20 protein-coding genes are annotated in these 19,676 nt (G+C 33.7%); 7 read left to right on the forward strand and 13 right to left on the reverse strand.

Annotation, left to right across the window (positions count from 1 at the left end):
* Positions 1 to 8 precede the first annotated feature (8 nt).
* Positions 9 to 671, forward strand: a complete 663-nt coding sequence (locus tag RT412_RS09575) for a DUF6320 domain-containing protein (protein ID WP_313340376.1) — start codon at positions 9 to 11, stop codon at positions 669 to 671.
* A gap of 30 nt (positions 672 to 701) precedes the next feature.
* On the opposite strand, the gene RT412_RS09580 is transcribed toward RT412_RS09575, so the two are convergent.
* The 5 genes from RT412_RS09580 to RT412_RS09595 form a co-directional block, all read right to left on the reverse strand.
* On the reverse strand, positions 702 to 1,748 hold the full coding sequence (locus RT412_RS09580) for a hypothetical protein (protein ID WP_313340377.1): 1,047 nt from the start codon (positions 1,746 to 1,748) through the stop codon (positions 702 to 704).
* 345 nt (positions 1,749 to 2,093) lie between these two features.
* The gene (locus RT412_RS17165) at positions 2,094 to 2,324 is read right to left on the reverse strand and encodes a hypothetical protein (RefSeq protein ID WP_398439245.1); all 231 of its coding nucleotides are present in this window, start codon (positions 2,322 to 2,324) and stop codon (positions 2,094 to 2,096) included.
* Positions 2,284 to 2,658, reverse strand: a complete 375-nt coding sequence (locus tag RT412_RS09585; RefSeq protein ID WP_313370847.1) for a sigma 54-interacting transcriptional regulator — start codon at positions 2,656 to 2,658, stop codon at positions 2,284 to 2,286. Before RT412_RS09585 ends, RT412_RS17165 begins: the two co-directional genes overlap by 41 nt.
* Before the next feature lie 75 nt (positions 2,659 to 2,733).
* The gene (asnA, locus tag RT412_RS09590) at positions 2,734 to 3,741 is read right to left on the reverse strand and encodes an aspartate--ammonia ligase (protein WP_313340430.1); all 1,008 of its coding nucleotides are present in this window, start codon (positions 3,739 to 3,741) and stop codon (positions 2,734 to 2,736) included.
* 6 nt (positions 3,742 to 3,747) lie between these two features.
* On the reverse strand, positions 3,748 to 4,923 hold the full coding sequence (locus tag RT412_RS09595) for an MFS transporter (RefSeq protein WP_313413258.1): 1,176 nt from the start codon (positions 4,921 to 4,923) through the stop codon (positions 3,748 to 3,750).
* Positions 4,924 to 5,058: 135 nt separating this feature from the next.
* Between RT412_RS09595 and RT412_RS09600 the strand changes: the two genes are divergently transcribed.
* On the forward strand, positions 5,059 to 5,607 hold the full coding sequence (locus tag RT412_RS09600; protein ID WP_313340383.1) for a GNAT family N-acetyltransferase: 549 nt from the start codon (positions 5,059 to 5,061) through the stop codon (positions 5,605 to 5,607).
* On the opposite strand, the gene RT412_RS09605 is transcribed toward RT412_RS09600, so the two are convergent.
* On the reverse strand, positions 5,595 to 6,959 hold the full coding sequence (locus RT412_RS09605; protein WP_313340385.1) for an MATE family efflux transporter: 1,365 nt from the start codon (positions 6,957 to 6,959) through the stop codon (positions 5,595 to 5,597). The genes RT412_RS09600 and RT412_RS09605 overlap by 13 nt on opposite strands.
* 163 nt (positions 6,960 to 7,122) lie before the next feature.
* On the opposite strand from RT412_RS09605, the gene RT412_RS09610 reads away from it, so the two are divergent.
* The gene (locus RT412_RS09610; RefSeq protein WP_313340387.1) at positions 7,123 to 7,974 is read left to right on the forward strand and encodes a bifunctional 5,10-methylenetetrahydrofolate dehydrogenase/5,10-methenyltetrahydrofolate cyclohydrolase; all 852 of its coding nucleotides are present in this window, start codon (positions 7,123 to 7,125) and stop codon (positions 7,972 to 7,974) included.
* An 11-nt stretch (positions 7,975 to 7,985) separates the two neighbouring features.
* Positions 7,986 to 9,011 (forward strand): low-specificity L-threonine aldolase, encoded by a 1,026-nt coding sequence (gene ltaE / locus RT412_RS09615; RefSeq protein ID WP_313340388.1) that lies wholly within the window; start codon positions 7,986 to 7,988, stop codon positions 9,009 to 9,011.
* 169 nt (positions 9,012 to 9,180) lie between these two features.
* Here the strand turns inward: ltaE and RT412_RS09620 are convergent, their stop codons facing one another.
* The 3 genes from RT412_RS09620 to RT412_RS09630 form a co-directional block, all read right to left on the reverse strand.
* Positions 9,181 to 9,723 carry a TlpA disulfide reductase family protein gene (locus tag RT412_RS09620; protein WP_313340389.1) on the reverse strand — a complete coding sequence of 181 codons (543 nt, stop codon included), beginning with the start codon at positions 9,721 to 9,723 and terminating at the stop codon, positions 9,181 to 9,183.
* A 53-nt stretch (positions 9,724 to 9,776) separates the two neighbouring features.
* The gene (gene ispE, locus RT412_RS09625; protein ID WP_313340391.1) at positions 9,777 to 10,646 is read right to left on the reverse strand and encodes a 4-(cytidine 5'-diphospho)-2-C-methyl-D-erythritol kinase; all 870 of its coding nucleotides are present in this window, start codon (positions 10,644 to 10,646) and stop codon (positions 9,777 to 9,779) included.
* Between the two features lie 339 nt (positions 10,647 to 10,985).
* Positions 10,986 to 11,921 carry a magnesium transporter CorA family protein gene (locus RT412_RS09630; protein ID WP_313340392.1) on the reverse strand — a complete coding sequence of 312 codons (936 nt, stop codon included), beginning with the start codon at positions 11,919 to 11,921 and terminating at the stop codon, positions 10,986 to 10,988.
* Positions 11,922 to 12,217: 296 nt separating this feature from the next.
* Here RT412_RS09630 and RT412_RS09635 point away from each other — a divergent pair, with 296 nt between their 5' ends.
* Both RT412_RS09635 and RT412_RS09640 read left to right on the forward strand, forming a co-directional pair.
* Positions 12,218 to 12,475, forward strand: a complete 258-nt coding sequence (locus tag RT412_RS09635; protein ID WP_313340393.1) for a Veg family protein — start codon at positions 12,218 to 12,220, stop codon at positions 12,473 to 12,475.
* A gap of 220 nt (positions 12,476 to 12,695) precedes the next feature.
* On the forward strand, positions 12,696 to 13,532 hold the full coding sequence (locus tag RT412_RS09640; RefSeq protein WP_313340394.1) for a metallophosphoesterase: 837 nt from the start codon (positions 12,696 to 12,698) through the stop codon (positions 13,530 to 13,532).
* Positions 13,533 to 13,565: 33 nt separating this feature from the next.
* Here the strand turns inward: RT412_RS09640 and RT412_RS09645 are convergent, their stop codons facing one another.
* From RT412_RS09645 to RT412_RS09660, 4 genes are all read right to left on the reverse strand, one after another.
* Positions 13,566 to 14,297, reverse strand: coding sequence for a DUF6385 domain-containing protein (locus tag RT412_RS09645; protein ID WP_313340395.1), 732 nt, complete (start codon positions 14,295 to 14,297; stop codon positions 13,566 to 13,568).
* A 71-nt stretch (positions 14,298 to 14,368) separates the two neighbouring features.
* Complete coding sequence (locus RT412_RS09650; RefSeq protein WP_313340396.1) at positions 14,369 to 14,782, reverse strand: DUF6385 domain-containing protein; 414 nt, start codon at positions 14,780 to 14,782, stop codon at positions 14,369 to 14,371.
* A 158-nt stretch (positions 14,783 to 14,940) separates the two neighbouring features.
* Positions 14,941 to 16,698, reverse strand: a complete 1,758-nt coding sequence (locus RT412_RS09655; RefSeq protein ID WP_313340398.1) for a 5'-nucleotidase C-terminal domain-containing protein — start codon at positions 16,696 to 16,698, stop codon at positions 14,941 to 14,943.
* A gap of 103 nt (positions 16,699 to 16,801) precedes the next feature.
* A complete protein-coding gene (locus tag RT412_RS09660; protein WP_313340400.1) occupies positions 16,802 to 17,863 on the reverse strand; it encodes an HD-GYP domain-containing protein in 1,062 nt (353 codons plus the stop codon).
* A 360-nt stretch (positions 17,864 to 18,223) separates the two neighbouring features.
* Between RT412_RS09660 and proS the strand changes: the two genes are divergently transcribed.
* The gene (proS, locus tag RT412_RS09665) at positions 18,224 to 19,669 is read left to right on the forward strand and encodes a proline--tRNA ligase (RefSeq protein ID WP_313340401.1); all 1,446 of its coding nucleotides are present in this window, start codon (positions 18,224 to 18,226) and stop codon (positions 19,667 to 19,669) included.
* Positions 19,670 to 19,676: the final 7 nt, after the last annotated feature.

Raw genomic sequence — 19,676 nt, forward strand, 5'->3', positions numbered from 1 at the left:
GTGCTAAAGTGAAGTATTGTAATAATTGTAAGGTTGAGGTTGTAGGCAACAGAAAGAACTGCCCGCTATGTCAGGAAACACTTAAGGGAGATAAACCTCAAGAGGAAGTTTTTCCTCAAATTATGTTTGTATATAAGGAACACAGCTTCTTTTTTAAGATATTGTTATTGGTTTCAATTATAATAGCAAGTACAACAGTTGCCCTAAACATTCTTCTTAATGAGTGGGGAGCATGGTCATTATTCATATTGGGAGGACTTGGCTCTGTTTGGGCAGGCTTAATTACGGCAATTAATAAACGAAACAACATTCCTAAAAACATAGTTTACCAGGTAATGACAATATCTGTAATAGCTATCATTTGGGATTTTTTAACCGGATGGAGAAGCTGGTCCATAAGCTATGTAGTACCTTTTGTATGCTTTTTTGCAATGCTTTCTATGGCAGTTATTTCGAAGGTGTTAAAGCTTTATATAGAGGATTATATCGTATATATAATCATTGACGGATTGTTCGGCATAATCCCCATAATATTCATATTTACCGGAGGGCTGAGCGTTTTATATCCATCCCTCATATGTATTGTAACAAGCATAATCTCCCTATCGACAATTCTGATATTCGAAGATAGAAAGCTTTTAGCTGAAATTAAGCGAAGGTTACATATGTGACAGTGGGAACTGGTCAGAGGGGACGGTAGTTTATTTTTTTATCAGCATAATACCTTTTTCATTTGCAATTTCTTTAAATCTATCATAATCTTGGATATAACCATCTTGTATATTTATTTTTTCTAAATTCTCAAGATTAAATATATCATCAAAATTCCTTATATTAAGCTTATAAAAACTTAAGTTCTTGATTTCAGGAAACATTTCGATGCCCTTAAAGCTTTCTATTTCACCGTCGGCAATATCTAAAGTATCAATATGTTCAGGTCCTTTCAGTTCGCTTAAGTCGTTTAGGTTTATACCCTGCAGCTCCAAGGTCGTAATATTAGGGAAGCTTTCTAAATTATGAATTTTACCCTTTTTAGGATATATCAGCTCAAGATGCTTTAAAGAGGCTATGGGTTTTATTTGTTTTAATTTATTTAAATTCATATACCAGATTGTCAATCTTTCTAAATTTCCCAAATTGCTTATCGGACTATAATCGATTATGATATCTCCATCCCAAAAGTATAATATTTTTAGATTTTTGAAAAGGTGGATATCATCAAGCGATATAATATTGTAGTTATTTTGGATAGAAAGCTTTTCTACTTTAATAAGGTCCTCATCAGTAATACTTCCCTCTATTTCAAATTCCTTTTTTATAAATCTGTTGAGACCTCTATCCTTGATGATACGATTAGAATACATATTATGGCTTGCAGCAAGAAATCCTATTAACAATAATGCAACTGCTGCTATTTTATATGCTTTCCGTTTAGTGGATGATTTGTGTATGTAATATATTATTAATACAGTAAGAATGAAATATAACAGCATTCGATTCGGTATATAAATACCGATTCTAAATAATATGTAATTTAAAAGAAAAGCAATAGGTAAAATTAAAACTTCAAATTGTTTTTCTTTCCTAAAATAATTACCTAAAATACTCCCAATTGCAATACCTAACCACACATAAGGAAAGTTGCCGTCAGGCATAAAAAATATATCCTTTAAATCAAGAATTATCAATACTACTAAAATAAACAATAATATAATGGCATCTCTATTATAATTTCTCACTTTTGTCATTGCAGCAACCCCCTTATATTATATATTATAATAAGCATAGATATAAAACAATAAAAAATTCAGGATTATTTTATGCATGTCAACTGAAAGAAAAACGACCAAAAACATTGAAAAGTTAACAAAGTTACCAATAAAGCTCTACATTATGGATAGTTTATTTGGATTGTTGTATTTCTTATTTCCTGTGTCGTTGGGGTATATATAGAAAAGAAATTTAAGAAGTTATAATGAAGAGAGAACATTACTGTCAAGATAAAAAAAGATAATTGAAAGTATATTCAATTATCTTTTTTAGTTAGATTTTTTCACCGGACTTGAACCGTTAACGATATCTCAGAATATAGATTATTCTATTATAGACTTCAAATTATATTTATTTATTTTGCGATAAACATTTGATAAGTTGAGCTTTAGTAATTGTGCCACCTTTGATGGTGATTTATACTGTGCAAAAAGATTACGCAGCAACTGTTCTTCGCATTCATCCATATAAGATTTTAATGAAAATGTTTCATGTAGTTGTATAGGAATATCATCAACAGATGATAAGTTTGCTTGTGAAAAATAAGGTTCCACCGTCAGCTGTTTCTATCAATCCTTCTTTACCGGAAGAAGATGCTCCGCTGAATGCACCTTTTTCGTAACCAAACAATTCGGATTCTATGAGATTTTCGTGAATTGCAGCACAATTCAATACAACAAACGGTCCCCTATTACGAAGGCTCGTTTGATGAACATATTTTGTCAAAACTTCTTTTCCGACTCCTGATGGTCCTGAGATAAGTATTGAGGCATACGTCTTCGATACTTGAGACAGCATTTCCAGCAATTGCTTCATTTGAGGGCTTTCAGCTATAAGTATTTCGCATCCGAAATTCAGAGAAGAGCTTTCGTTTGAGGCTCGAAAAATGAATTTTTTATATTAAATGATCATTGATCAATGTTCATTTTTCATCTTTCACTGCTATAGAATAGCATTGTCATTCTATAGCAAATGTATTTCATTTTTTCTGCACAATTCTATCATATCTTCCGGCCATACCGCGGATTGAACTTCTCCAATATGTGCTTTTTGTAAGAAATACATGCATATTCTTGATTGTCCGATACCGCCTCCGATAGTAAAAGGCACCTTTTCGTTTGTTACATCCTGATGAAACGGAAAATCGGCTTTATGCATTTGGTTTCTTTCTTCTAACTGACTAAGCAAAGCCTCCTTATCAACTCTGATGCCCATTGATGACAGCTCTAATGCAATATCCAATGTTGAAAAATAAAATAGTATATCTCCGTTTAGATTCCAGTCGTCATAGTCTGCCGCACGACCGTCATGGATTGTGCCGTCAGATAATTTTTTACCTACTTCCATCAAAAATACTGCTGTTTTATCCTTTGTAATCAGATATTCTCTTTCCTTTGGAGTTTTATCGGGATAAAGCTGTAAAAGCTCTTCGGTTGTAATAAAATAGATATCTTCAGGAAGTTCATTTCTTAAAAACGGATATAAATTTTCCAAATATTTTTCTGTCGACTTGAATGCATTATAAATTTGTTTTACTATTTGCATCAAAGTATCTTTATTTCTGTCTTCTTTTTTAATTATTTTTTCCCAGTCCCATTGGTCAACATAAATAGAATGTATGTTATCCAAATCCTCATCTCTTCTGATAGCGTTCATGTCCGTATAAAGTCCTGTATATGTGTCAAATCTGTAGCTTCCAAGGGCCATTCTTTTCCACTTAGCCAATGATTGAACTATTTCAACATCATATTTAGTTTCCAGCATATCGAAACGAACTGCTCTTTCAATGCCGTTCAAATCATCGTTAAGACCTGATTCTGGTCTTACCATAAGTGGAGCAGATACTCTTATGAGTGATAAGTTTTTTGACAGCTCAGATTCAAAAAAGTCCTTTATTTTTTTTATTGCTATTTGAGTTTCTAAAAGTGAAAGCTTGCTTACATAGCCCTCAGGCATTATTAATTTTTCTATTGACATTTAATCCTCCAATTTATGTATTGAATTTTCTTTTTTTTCTTTTAGTATTATTAATATCAGCATAATTACACAGCATATCAGAGCAATCGGAGCGGTATGAAAAGCTCGATATGTTCCTAAAATGTCATTTAATGCTCCCACAATGTTAAACATTATTACATTTAGTATATTACTTATCGTTACGATAAAGCCGATTGCATAGGATGCGTTTTGATTAAATACGGAGCTTATAATAACCATCATTGTAGGAAAGGTTATGGATACAAACAATCCTGATGCTGCTATTAATATTAGTCCGCTGCTTTTTATCTGTAAACCGACAATGATAAAAGCTGAGCTTATAGCTAAAGACATTGCCAGACCCTTTATGTTGCCTGTTTTGTTCAGTACAAAGCCTCCGAACAGCCTTCCCAATGCAAACAATAAAAAATAAATAGATGCATATTTTGCTGCACCTGCAGGATCAAGTCCGTACGTTCCTCTCATATAGCTTATAAACCATGTATGCATTACAGTTTCAGAGATTAGTCCAAATGTCAGAGCTATGATAAGCATATAGACATAAGGATTTTTATAAAAATCCTCCTTCGTATACGTTTTTTCGCTTTTGATATGTATATTAGGTGTTTTTATAGCCAAAGACATTATTATTGCTATGACGAAAAATATAAGAAGATAAATATAAATATTTCTCCAGGTATTTCCTTGAGAAAGCAACACTCCTATGGCACTTTGTCCCGCAAAGTTTCCCATTCCGTACATGAAATGAGTTATGTTCATAAGTATTGACTCAAAGCCTACGGAAAGCACCGGCACCATGGAATCAACACCTATGGCTATAAAGGATCTTCCTAATCCGAAGATAAAGTTGAACAGTCCCAAACTGAATACATTGTTAGTAAATGGAGCAATCAATACTGCAATTGTTGAAATTACAGAGCCAATTATATATATAAACTTGTGACCTTTAGTTTCACACAGATGTCCTGCCAGAAAGCTTCCGATTATTGCTCCCACCGTATTTATGCTGAGGATTAAGCTTATAGTACTGTTGTTTATATTAAACTCTTCCATAAAAAAAGGAATAAAGTTACCTTTTGTGCTTTCAAAGAGCGCGATAGTAATGTATAAATAAAACAAAGTAAATATTAAAAATATTTTATTGTTTTTAACCAAAAAGCTCATCCTTTCATACGTTAACATCTCAATATTTTATTATACTATCACAAAAAAAATATATAGTAAAGTAAAATAGTTGACTTATATTTATGAGGCATATAGAATTAAAAAGACGATAATAAGGAGTAAGATATGTTTAGACAAACGAGATACGATTCGGACAGATTATATCTGCGAATTTTAAAACCAAACAATGCGACTGAAGTGTTAGATTATTATAAAAGAAACTATAGCTTCCTAAATGAATGGGAGCCAAGGCGTACAAGAGATTTTTATACTTTATCCTATCAAAAAAAACAGCTTTATATGGAATACAATATGTTTAAAACTAAAAGCTTGGTGAGGTTTTGGATTATTAAAAAGGATGACAATAAGCTGATAGGCAATGTATGCTACAGCAATATAATTATGGGAAACTTTAAATCATGCTTTTTAGGATATAAATTAGATAAAGATGAAATAAATAACGGCTATATGACAGAGGCAATAGAAAGAACGGTTCAAATAATGTTTGATGATTTCAATCTTCACAGGATAGAAGCGAATGTGGTTCCCCGAAATTTAAGATCTCTTAAGGTAATGGAAAAGCTTAATTTTGAGAGAGAAGGTTTTTCAAAACGCTACTTAGAGATTAACGGAAAGTGGGAGGACCACATTCATTATGCTGTTTACAATGATTGATCATTCCATTGTTTAAAGGTAGATTTCAAATAATAAGTTATAGTTGGAACCGCAATTAAAAATGCGGCAAATTCAGAAATGACAAATGCATACCAAAATAAATCCAAGCCGCCTATTTTTGATAAAAAATAGGCAACAGGAAGCAGTACTATCAACTGTCTCGCAAATGATATGGTTAGGCTTAAAACACCTTTTCCAAATGCCTGAAATGAAGCACTTATGGCTATACCTACAGCAGCAGGAGCAAATGTCCAGCTTATAGTTCTAAGTGCTGTAATCCCTATTTTCATCATTTCCTCATTGCTGTCAAATAAATTGAGCATGGGTTCTGTGAAAAACTGAAAAATGAACGTTCCTAAAACCATAATTAACAAAGACAATATAAGTGATGTTTTTAATGAACTTAATACTCTTTCTTTATTTTTTGCTCCGTAATTGTATCCGATAATTGCCCTATGTGCCTGCATCATACCAAATACCGGCATAAACACGAATGATTGAAGCTTATAAAATATTCCTAAGACGGATACTGCAGCTTTACTGAAAGATATTAATATTATATTTAATCCGCTTATCATAACAGAAGCCAAAGATTGCATCACAATTGCAGGCAACGAAACAGAAAATATATCTTTTAAAATTACTTTGTCAAATTTAAATCCCTTGATTTTTACTTCTATGGATTTATCCTTTTTAAACACATAAAAAATTATTATGAATGATACGAGCTGTCCGATAACTGTTGCATATGCTGCACCCCTTACGCCCATTGCCGGAAATCCTAAATAACCGAAGATCATTATCGGGTCTAATATAATATTGGTTATCGCTCCTATTAATTGTGCAAGCATGGGAGTAAGTGTGTTTCCTGTAGATTGCAATATTGACATACCGGCATGATAGATGAAGTTACTGAATGAAAAAATTAATATTATTCTTAAATACTGTGAAGTTAGAGTCTGTAAATAGAGATCTTCCGTAAAAAGAGAAACAAAAAAGTCCGTGAAAAATATTCCCAGGAATATCATTATAAAAGAATAAACGATGCTTATTACAATGCTGTGACTTGCAGCTTTATTTGCTGTCTCCATATCTCCTGCACCAAGACGCCTTGCAATAATTGATGATGTTCCGGCTCCGGTTCCTACAAACAAAGCAACTAAAATTTGCTGCATTGGAAATGCAAGAGACACTGCCGTCAATGCCTCCATTCCTATTTTTGATACAAATATGCTGTCAACGACATTGTACATTGCTTGTATAAACATTGAAATTATGGGAGGAAGAGACATACCTATCACAAGCTTTGTCATGGATTCGGTTCCCATTTTATTTTGTCTTAAGTCATTCATATTTTGCTCCTTTGGTACCCGCCGCATATCGAGGCGGGGAACATCTTAATATTATTATGTTAATCAATTTGATATAAATTGTCAATTTAATATATTGTAATATGGTGGGTTTTTGATATATACTATAAGAGATAAACTTTTATAATTAAAACAGGAGATGAAAATGGGCGATTTAATAAAAGGCAAGGATGTTGCAAATGTTATCACGCAGGAAGTTAAGGAAGCAGCAGAAGAAATTAAGCAAAAAGGTATAAATCCGAAGCTTATGATTGTAAGGGTCGGCGAAAGAGAAGATGATTTGGCTTATGAAAGAGCGGCATTAAAAAGAATGGAATCATGCAATATATCGTGTGAGGTTTTAAATTTGCCTATAGATATTAGTCAGGAAAATTTCATTTTGGAGTTACAAAAGGTTAATGATGATGAATCGGTTCATGGTATACTGCTATTCAGACCTCTTCCAAAACAAATTAATGAGGATGATGTTAAATTTATTATCAGACCTGAGAAAGATATTGATTGTTTCAATCCTATAAATGCCGCAAAGGTTTATGAAGGGGATGAAACAGGATTTCCTCCATGTACTCCGTTAGCAGCCATGGAAATATTAAAATATAATAAGGTTAATTTAAAGGGAAGCAGCTCTGTTGTGCTTGGAAGATCCATGGTCGTAGGTAAGCCGATGGCGATGCTTTTACTGAAGGAGGATGCAACAGTTACTGTTTGTCATTCCAAGACCAAAAATTTAAGTGAAGTTACAAAAAATGCGGATATTTTAATTGCTGCGGTTGGGAAATCACATATGGTAAACGGTGATTTTGTAAAAGACGGTGCAGTCGTAATAGATGTAGGAATAAATGTGGATGAAGAAGGAAATATGACAGGTGATGTTAAAACAGATGAATGCATAGACAAGGCAAGCTTGATTACACCTGTTCCGGGAGGAGTAGGTTCTGTTACAACTGCCATATTGGCAAAGCATGTTATAAAATCATGTAAACTTTTGAATAAATAGGAAGGTGTATTATGAAATTTATTGATTTAAGAAGCGATACTGTTACAATGCCTACGGAGGAGATGAGACAGGCAATTGCTAATGCAGAGGTTGGTGATGATGTTTACGGAGACGATCCAACCATTAATAAACTTGAAAAATTAGCTGCTGAGAAGGTTGGGAAGGAAGCCGCCTTGTTTGTTCCAAGCGGCACCTTTGGAAATCAATTAGCTCTGTTGACACATACAAGAAGAGGGCAGGAAGTAATTATAGGTAAAAATAATCATATAGTTGTGCATGAAGTTGGCGCGTCAGCAGTTATAGCCGGAGTACAACTGAGGACTTTAGAAACGGTAAACGGAGTAATGAAGACAATCGATGTGGAAAATGCAATTCGTGCGTACGACATCCATGAACCGGAAACAGGGCTTATTTGTGTCGAAGAAGCTCACGGTTGCGGTGCTGTTGTTCCTTTAAGCATTTTGAAGGAGATTAAGGCTATAGCCGAAAAGCATTCCATTCCTGTTCATATGGACGGTGCAAGATTGTTTAATGCGGCAGTGTCTTTAGGGATTGATCCGAAGGAAATTGCTGCTTGTTGTGATTCGGTAATGTTTTGTTTATCTAAAGGTCTTGCCGCACCGGCCGGCTCTATGATTGCAGGAAGCAAAAACTTTATCGACAAAGCAAGAAAGTACAGAAAGCTTATGGGCGGCGGAATGAGACAGGTAGGAATTCTTGCGGCTGCAGGTATCATTGCTTTGGAAAAAATGGCAGACAGGTTACATGAGGACCATGAAAATGCTAAGTATATGGCACAGAGATTGTCGGAGCTTCCCGGCGTTGAGGTTATAAAAGACAGATTAGATATAGACATGGTTTTCTTTAGAATGGGAGAGGATGTTATACCTGAAAAAACATTGATAGAAAAATTATATGAAAAAAATATAAAAATAAACGGCATAGAAGCCGGTGAATACAGATTCGTATGCCACATAGATGTTACAAAGGAAGATATAGATTATGTAATCGATACAATGAAATCTTTAATAGGGTAGCAGGCCGCTGAAAAAGCCCCCCTGCGTCGTTGCCGCTGCGCCGGTCAATCCTCACGTATGTCTATAATACGCTGCGGTTGCCCAGCACAGCGGCGCCTTGCAGGATGAACTTTTTCAGCAACCTTTAATTCATTGTTAATTCTAAGGATGTCACATTATTTTATTTCACTTATTCTTCTTCAAAATAGTCGTATAATTGTTCCATTTGTTCATATGTGAGCATACCTACATAGCCGCCTATTGCCTCACCTTTTTTATTTACGGCGATAGTAGTAGGATATGAACGAACACCGTAATTATTATTAACCCTCATTTCTTTATCAAGAACTACAGTAAGATTTAAATTATTTTCTTCTACAAATTCTTGTACTTTTTCTTTAGTTTCGCCGACATTTATGGTAAGTACCAACAAATCATCGGCATGCGCTTCCTGTAATTTTTCAAGATCCGGCATTTCAACTACACAAAAGCCGCACCAGGTCGCCCAGAAATTCAAAATTACATTCTTATCTTTTATTACTTCACTTAATTTTATTATGCTTCCGTCAAGTGATTCAAGTTCGAAGTCGGGAGCCATTATTGCTTCCCTTTCATTGTTTTCTGATTCATCTGCATTGGCATTTTCGTTACTTTCATTACCAGGAATTGCAGGTGTATTTGAACAGCTTGCTAAAAGTATTGACATTATTAATAATATTAAAATCTTTTTCATAGTGTCCCTCACGCTTATTTTATAAATTTGTTGATACCCAGATATTTCTAATTTTAATCAAATATTTCAACGCCAAATGTACTTGTCTTCGTCTTGTATATTTGCGGATAAATATCTTTGAAAGTATCATATGCAGAATTTAAGCTTTTCATATCAGGAAACAATCCATAAATTACTGAGCCGCTTCCCGTCATTAAAGAGCTTATTGCACCCTTTTGAATCATAATATTTTTTATATCATTTATTTCAGGATGAAATTTTCCTACTACTTTTTCCAAAGTATTTGCAGTTGATTTTGCAGTGTTACGATAATCACCATGGTTTATATAATGAATTATTTTGTTATCTGTATATAAATTATAGTTATCTGCTGTTAAATTATTGTACACAAAAGCAGTTGACATTGAAAATTCAGGTTTAACCAACAGTATACAATTCCATTTAAAGTCTTTTAATTTTGTCAGCTTTTCACCAATACCTTCTGCCAAATATGTTCCTCCGTTTATGCAAAAGGGTACATCAGCACCTATATTAACTCCTATGGATAAAAGCTCTTCAACGGATAGATTTAATTGCCAAAGCCTATTTAAACCTTTTATCACTACAGCAGAGTTGCTGCTTCCTCCCGCAAGACCTGCTTCCGGTGGTATTGTCTTATTTATTTTTATGATGACACCGGAATTTATATGATACTTTTCTTTAATATGATAAGCTGCCTTATAGCATGTATTTTTTTCATCTAAAGGTATGGACGGGTAATTGCATTCGATTAAAATTTTATCATCCTTTACAGAAAGCAGCTGTATTTCATCATGTAAACTTATCGATTGCATAACAGTACTTATTGAGTGATAGCCGTTTTCAAGTTTGGTTTTAACATCTAAGAATAAATTGACTTTTCCGTAGGAATATAGCTTAATCATTTTTACCTCTTTTTACAGAACTTATACTAAGTATATACTAATCAGCATTTTTTAACAACTTAAAATATTAGAGGTTCAGGTATAAAAAATTATACGAAATTATGATTAAAAATTATTTTATTGGGTATATAATAAATACAACATAAGTTTTATTGAATATAACCTGAAATAAAGAATTTTAAAATTTGTTTAAAAGGAAATTTACTATATTCAGTAAAATGAGTGTTTTACATATACGGAAGAGGTGATTCCCCCAAAAGCAGAATGTGAAATACAGAATGAATAGTACCCGGTTTCAGGTGTGTAATTGATGAAAACCGGGTACTATTCACTTTTTGATTAAAACAAATCCTTTTTAGCTAATATAAATCCTACAACTCCTGACGTTAATACTGAAATCCCTAATATTATCCAGAAGCCATAGGGTGAATTTGCAAATGGAAGATTCATTACATTCATACCGAAAAAGCTTGAAAACATAGTTGGTATTGCCATTAAAATAGTAATCGAAGTCAAAAGCTTCATAACTATGTTTAAATTGTTTGATATGACAGAAGCAAATGCATCCATTGTTCCGCTCAGGATTCCGCTGTATATGGTTGCCATCTCAATTGCCTGTTTGTTTTCAATTATGACGTCCTCTAACAAATCCTCATCTTCAGAATACTTTTTAATAATATTAATCCTTAGTATTTTCTCTAAAACAACCTGATTTGCTTTTAATGCCGTTGTTATATAAACCAAGGATTTCTCTAAGTCCATAAGTTGGATAAGCTCTTTGTTTTTCATGGATTCATGAAGCTGTTTTTCAACATAATTGCTCATTCTGTCTATTTGTCTCAGATATAAAAGATATCTTTGTGCATTCTTGTACAATATTTGATATAAAAATCTATATTTTTTATAAGTGTAAAAAGTTCGAATACTGTTTTTTTCAAATTGGTCTAATACGATTGAATTTTTTAAGCAAACCGTAATAATGTTTTTGTCTGTAATTATAATTCCTAATGGTAAAGTTTCATAAATAATATGATTATCAGTTTTTTCTACATAAGGTGTATCAACCAATATTAATACCTGATCATTTTCCGTGTCTAAACGAGCAGATTCCTCTTCATCAAGTGCTGCTCTTAAAAAATCTCTATCAACTGAAAGCTCATCTTCAATAAAATCTAATTCGTCGGGAGTTGGATCAACTAAATTAATCCATGCACCTTCTTCGATTTCTTCCAGTGTGAAAAGAGTGTCATCGATAGTTTTGAATATATTAAGCATTTTTCACCTCAATTTAATAATAGATTTTCTCTATTACCAAATTGAAAGACATAGTAATAGAGAAGTATTCAGTTTTATTAAGTATTTCCGTTTGACCGTAGGGACCTCGTCCATTACTTTCACTCCTTTACATTTTTTATCGGCTTATTTATAATATTCTATTTGAGCATTATTTGCAAGACAAAAATAGAGTAAAATTAAGAAACAGTACATATTTTTAATTATTTTGGCAATGATATTGCTAAATGAATAATATTTCCTCACTTTTCATTTAATATTGATTAGAAGGTGATTTTTTGACAATTAGTTCAGTTACGAGAGTCAAGGGATTAGTCGAAGGCTGTGTCGGAAAAAAGGTAAAATTTAAAGTAAAAAAAGGGAAAAGCAGATCACCTGTAAGAGAAGGTGTAATTGCTGACACTTATCCATCAATTTTTACTGTCCATATTGAAAATAATGGATTTAGGAGAGTAGTATCATTTAACTATATTGACATTTTAACCAACTACGTTGAGTTTTACATATGTGATGAAGAGGAAAGACAAATCGTGTAAATATGAACTAAAAAATAAAGTTAATACTAATTCACATTAAATAAGTTCCCTTGAAGTGAATTAGTATATACTGTTTTCCTATGCTGCGGACAAATATTTGTCCGCACTTTAAATTAAAACAGTATAACTTGGGATTATTAAAAATTAACAACAAGTTTAGCTTTATTTTTTTTTCTTGTTTTGATATACTCAAAATGAATCTTTTCGGGGAGCAGTTTAAGTGAAAAAAGTAATTAATTTTATATTTATAATTATTTTAATAGTGTTTTTAGCTTTTATATATGCTTGGCTTGTAGAACCTAATTTGTTAACAGTACGATATGAAAACATAAATAGTAATTTGTTAAATGAAAATATGGACAAATTAAAAATACTTCAGTTTTCCGATACACATATTTCAAGTCACTTTAATGAAAATGACCTGAAAAAAGCAGTTGAAAGAATAAATGAAGAGGCACCGCATATAGTTGTTTTTACAGGAGATTTAATAGATGAATATAACAATTATGAAAACAAGGATAATATAAATAAAATATGGGAAATATTGAATACAATTAAAGCACCCTTAGGAAAGTACGCCGTATACGGCAATCATGATTATGGTGGAGGTGCAGAAAGAATTTATGAGCAAATAATGGAAAACAGCGGTTTTATATTGCTTAAAAATGAAAAGGTATATTTAAGAAACTACAATATAAATATAATAGGTATGGACGATTCAATATTTGGGGACTATAACAGAGAAACAATAATAGGAATGCTTGATGAAGACAGCTGCAATATAGTTTTGAGTCATGAGCCCGATGTAATAGATTTCTTGCTGGAATATGACATTGATTTATTTTTATCCGGACACAGTCATGGAGGACAGGTAAATTTACCGTTTGCAGATTCGTTGCCGTTATTGGCAAAAAAATATACGAGAGGGCTTTACAGCTTTAATAATTACAGACAGACAAATCTTTATGTAAACATTGGTCTCGGAACATCCCAGATACCGATGAGATTTATGGCACCGCCTGAGCTTACGGTTCTGATACTTATCAAGGGAGAATAGGCAATCTCGTATGAGCGTGCCTATTTTTTATTGTTAATGCTGAGCCTGGAAGCAGGAAATAACAGTTGTCGCTGCGGCTCCGCCTGTAATTACAAAGCGAACGTATTGTAAAAAGTTTGTTACGGTAATCATTTTTGCTGTGTTAAACGGTACAGATATTGTGGAGCCTGTGTCGTCTAACCAGTTTGTACCATCCGGACTTAATTCAACTATTAAAGTAATATCCTGATCTGCAGAATCAGTACCCGTATTTTTGATGAACCAGTTATATGATGATTCAAATGAAACATCTTGTGTCTCTGAAGCTGCAATTTCGCCAATACCAATAGCTTTTGGTGTAAGCGGAGTTAAACCGTCAAATGAATCAACATTTAAAAATACAAGCTGGTTTTCAACCTTACCAATAATATTGGTACCGGGTGAGAGCTCTACATTTAAAGCCGTTGAACCATTAACGACCTTAACATCGTTAGTAATTGTATCTAAAGTAGTAACCGAATCTACATTATCAATATTTGTGCCGGCAGCTAAAGTTACTTCAGCACCGGGAGCCAGAGCTACCTCAGTACCGGGAGCCAGAGCTACCTCAGTACCGGGAGCTAATGATACTTCAGCACCTGATTCTAAATTTACAGTACCGTTCACAGGAAGGTTTCCGGTATTATCAACCTGCAATGGAACAACGCTTTGTGTAGCATTATTAAGAACATAAATCTGCCCCTTTAATTGGGAAGGTGAGTCTTGGAATATGGGCATTCCTGGCATAACTATCACTCCTAAATAAAATTTGGGATACCCATTTTTAGTATATGTTCCAATTACTAAAATGACATAATTTAATTACCGCACTTCCCCTGAAAGTATGCAGTAATTAAGTTGTAAACAGGAGAATTCAAATTTCTGTATGAGAAACGGACGTATCTGCTTTCTCTCAGCGGCTGTAAATAAGCTACTTCTGAACTTCTTACAATTATTTGGTCCGAGTCTTTACAGACCAGACATCTATTAGGACTTATTTCAATATATACTTCAACTTCGCTATCTCCGTAATTTTTAATAAAATAATAATATTTATTTAATGAAGCGCAATCTATCCAATCAGAATAATTTATTACACTGTTGGAACAATAATCTATAACATTATTAACGATACATGGTTGTTCAGCAGGAGGATATAATCTACAGCAGTTCATATTTGTTTTATTACAATAATCGCATGTACATATTCTATGATTTGTCGGTTTATACATATTTACACATCCTTGCCATTTATATATTATTATAGATAATTATCATAAATATGTTACATGCCTTAGGTCGCTGAAAATAATCGCCTGCTTTGTTTCTGTTCAGCCGGTCAATTATAAAATCCCTCTAATTAAATATTAGAGGGATTTGGATATTTGCATTATTTTGACGGTACCTTTAAAGCTTGACCTGAGAATATTAAATGCGGATTAGCCAAATTGTTGTATTTTGCTAATTCTTCCCATGTAGTGTTATATTTTTCAGCGATTTTCCATAAAACATCACCGGGAACTACTATGTAAATTACCTCTGCAGGAACGGGTTCAACAGGAGTCGGTTCAACAGGTTCAGGTTCAACCGGTGCGGGTTCAACGGGCTCAACAGGAGCCGGTTCCTCAACAACTGTTTCTTTTACTGTAATTCTTCCTGAAACTTCGCTTCCTTTTGTTCCGTTAGTATTTAAGTATTCTGCGAATACTTCCTCGTAAGTACCAACCTCACCGAATATCGGATAATCATTAAATACAGTGTATCCGTCGCCGCCAATACCTAAGAAATCATTGATTGCTACAGTATATTCTGCGTCCTTATCTAACAGGCTATCTCCTACGGTAACTTCAATAACTCTTGAGCCCGCTTCCATAGAAGGATCAAATACAAAAGTCATTCCGCTTACATGTAAGAAACCGCCTTGAGAAGCAGGATATCCGCTAACAGAATGCTCTAAAACCTTTATTAAATCTTCACCTGTAATTTTTTTAATCTGGACAGTATTTCCAAACGGGAATAATTCTGCTAATTGTCCCAAAGTTATATCTCCGGCTTCAAGAGAAATTCTTATATTTCCACCGTTTACAAAACCGATGTCCGAGCCTGCAGCAGCTCTTACTGCATCCGCGGATAGATTACCGAGATTTGTTTCTTTGGTTCTTACATTTTCTCTTACACCGTCTAAGAATATGTCAGTGGCAGCTACAACCTTACTGAAGGTTTCCTTGTTCGCTTCATTGATTTCTTCGAGAATTTCAGCTAAGCCGGGATCTGCAACAGTTTCTTCAACTGCTTGGGCTGACACTAATTCAGCAGTTTTATTTATTACTTGACCGTTTTGTAAATCTATATTTACAAAACCTAAGTTTTGACCGTAATTTCCTGTTTGTGCTATAAGAGTATTGTTTACAACTAAACCCTCCTCTAAAACTGTATGGCTGTGTCCGTCTATAATTATGTCAATTCCTTCAACACTTTCGGCAATTTGTTTGGATGTTATTACTGAGCTTTCATCTAAACCGATATGAGCAAGTGCAATAATTATATCAGTTTGATCTTTTAATTCTTCAACCATTTTTTTAGATACTTCAACCGCATCAGCAAATGTTATGCCAACAACGTTGCTTGGACTTGTTTTATAAGCTGTTTCAGGAGTGGCCAATCCAAATATTCCAATCTTTACTCCGCCAATTTCTTTGATAGCATAAGGGGTAAACAAACTTTCTCCTTTTTCATTCAGAACATTGGCACTTAACATTTCGACTTCAGATAAGTCCTTTAATTCTAACAGTCTTTCTTGTCCATAATTAAAATCATGATTTCCCAATGTCATATAATCATACCCTGCAGCTGCTAAAACCTTCAATGCATTTTCGCCTTTGCTTATGTTAACAATAGGCATACCGTGCAGGGTATCTCCGGCATCAAGAATCAGAGTATTAGGATTTATTTCTTTTGTCTCTTTAATAATTGTTGCGATCTTTGCAAATCCTATTTCATTACCTGTGCCCAGCAATCTTGCATGCGTGTCATTAGTGTGGATAATAGTAATTCTTGTAGTTTCAATGTTGTCAGTTGCAAATGCGAAGCTGAAACTGCTTAGAATTAATAATGTTACTAAAACTAAACTTAAAACTTTTTTCTTCATACTTATTACCTCCCGGCTAATTTTTGAACTTATTACTTCTATAATTTTTTATATGAAGCACTTTTTAAAATATACCCCTGTCCAAGTTTTTTAATCTATTAATTTATGCAATTATTGTAACATTCATATATTTATGATTATTAAATAAATCGATTTCCTCGCCTGTAGTATTGTCAGGATTTAATATTCTGACAATTGGTCTTAAATTATTTTCAAGATTATTTTTTACTACGACACCATTCATCTTATTGCTTAGCTTTACATATGTTCCCACCGGAAAAGCAACTACATTTTTTAAAAATATATTTAGTATATCGTAATCAAAGTGCTTTTCTGCATTACCCATTAAATATTCCATAACTTCGGGAGGGAAACAAGGCTTTCTATAGGAACGGTTGGATGTCAATGCATGGTATACATCACAAATTGTCAATATTCTGCCATACAAGCTGACATTTTTTCCTTTTTTACCGTATGGGTAACCTGTTCCGTCAAATTTTTCATGGTGAGACACAATTCCTTCGAGAATTTCTTTAGATACGAGCCCTTTTAACATATTAACTGCAACAAAGGGATGTTTTTTCATTAATCTGAATTCATTTTCTGTAAGCGTGCCTGTTTTGTTAATAATTTCTTTTGGAATGACAACCTTGCCTATATCGTGAAGGAAGCCTGCCATACCTAAATCGTGAAGCATTTCATTTTTCAGTCCCAAGGATATGCCTGTAGAAATACTCAAGTTTGCAACGCTTAGACAATGTTGATACGTATATTCATCATGATTTCTGAAAATCATAATATTGTTTGTAAGTTCTTTTTTATATAATAATTCTGTTACTAATTCATTTACTATTTCTGAAAATATGCAGATGGATTCACTTGTTACCTTATTGTTATCGTTTTCTAATCTATTATAAAAATTTTTAATCTCCGACAGTGCTTTTGTTTCTAATTCTTTATCTAATTCCGGGTCAAGGCATAAATCATTAAAAGCTTCACCAATAATATAAGCTCCGTCAAAATCATACATTGAAATTTTGTTAATATAAAATTGGTTTAATACTTGTCCTTGAACCAGAAGAACATCATTATTTTCACTGTCGTTTACGATAAGGTCCGTTGCCAAAATCATGCCTGGTTTAAGATTATTTTTATCTACAAACATATCGGCTCTCCTTTGTATACTTATATGATAGCATTATTTCAGTAAAATTCAAGACATTATTTTGGATTGATTTTACAAATTTTAAAATACTTATTTGGTTTTTTACAAGGTAAGAGTTGACAAAAATAAAATTAATTATATAATATATAATAAATTTAATATAAACTGTGAAAAGAAATAGTATTTATGCATGGTCCAAAGAGAGAAAGCAACGGGTGAGAGCTTTTGTCCCTCTGTATAAAGAACCCGTCTTTGAGTTTTTATCCAAATGAGATGCTGCATTGCAGTAAATAGAGTGGTACCGCGGAAATCCGCCTCTAATGTATAGAGGCGGTTTATTTTTATTAAGGGAGAGATATTATGGCTAAAAAAGAAAAAGATTTCGTAAAAGAAATAACACCCATGGAAGAGGACTTTAGCAGATGGTATACAGATGTAATATTAAAAAATGAGTTGGTTGATTATTCACCCGTAAAGGGATTTATGGTTATAAGACCTTACGGATACGCATTGTGGGAAAAAATACAGGAATTTGCAGATGAAAAATTTAAAGCAACCGGTCACAAGAACATGTATTTTCCGCTTTTAATTCCGGAAAGCTTATTGACGAAGGAAAAAGAACACGTGGAGGGTTTTGCTCCTGAGGTTGCCTGGGTTACGCACGGAGGAAATCAGGAATTGGGGGAAAGATTGGTTGTAAGACCTACTTCCGAAACAATTATCTGTCATATGTACGCTAAATGGCTGAATTCATACAGAGATTTGCCATATTTGTATAATCAATGGTGCAGTGTGGTAAGATGGGAAAAAGCAACAAGACCGTTTTTGAGAACATCAGAATTTTTATGGCAGGAAGGTCACACACTTCATGAAACTGAAGAAGAAGCACAGTACGAAACACTTCAGATGCTTGATATTTATAGACAGGTAGCAGAGGATTTAATGGCAATACCTGTTGTTACAGGGCAAAAAAGTGAAAAGGAAAAATTTGCAGGAGCTTACTCAACATATACGATGGAAGCGTTGATGCATGATGGTCAGGCACTGCAGGCAGGCACATCCCACAATTTAGGTCAGCATTTTACTAAGGCATTTGAAATTAAATTTCAGGGAAGAAATGGTCAGGAGCAATATCCATACCATACTTCATGGGGAATTTCTACAAGATTAATAGGCGGACTTATTATGGTGCATTCAGATAACAGAGGTCTTGTACTTCCGCCAAGGATGGCTCCTGTTCAGGCAGTTATTATACCTATAGCTCAAAACAAAGCCGGTGTTTTGGAAAAGGCGAATGAGTTGTTTGGTTTACTAAAAGCTAAAGGAGTTAGAGTTGAGCTTGATGACAGTACAGAAAATTCACCGGGATGGAAATTTAACCAATATGAAATGAAGGGATATCCTATTCGTATTGAGATAGGTCCAAGAGACATAGAAAATAGTCAAGCAGTTGCAGTAAGAAGAGATAAATTGGAAAAAGAAGTTATATCACTTGACAATATTGACGATACAATCGCACAAATGCTTGATACTATGCAAAATGATATGTTTGAAAAAGCAAAAGCCCATAGGGAAGCAAACACATACGTTGTAGAGGATTATGAACAGTATAAAAAAGAAATTTCTAACCGTCCGGGCTTTGCAAAGATGATGTGGTGCGGAGAAAGAGAATGTGAAGATAAATTAAAAGAAGAAACAGGTGCTACAATCAGATGCATTCCTTTTGAACAAGAGAACTTAGGTGATAAGTGCCACATTTGCGGTAAGCCGGCAAAACATATGATTTACTCAGCAAGAGCGTACTAAAAGACAT

Source organism: Sedimentibacter sp., assembly GCF_032080165.1.
Lineage (GTDB): Bacteria > Bacillota > Clostridia > Tissierellales > Sedimentibacteraceae > Sedimentibacter.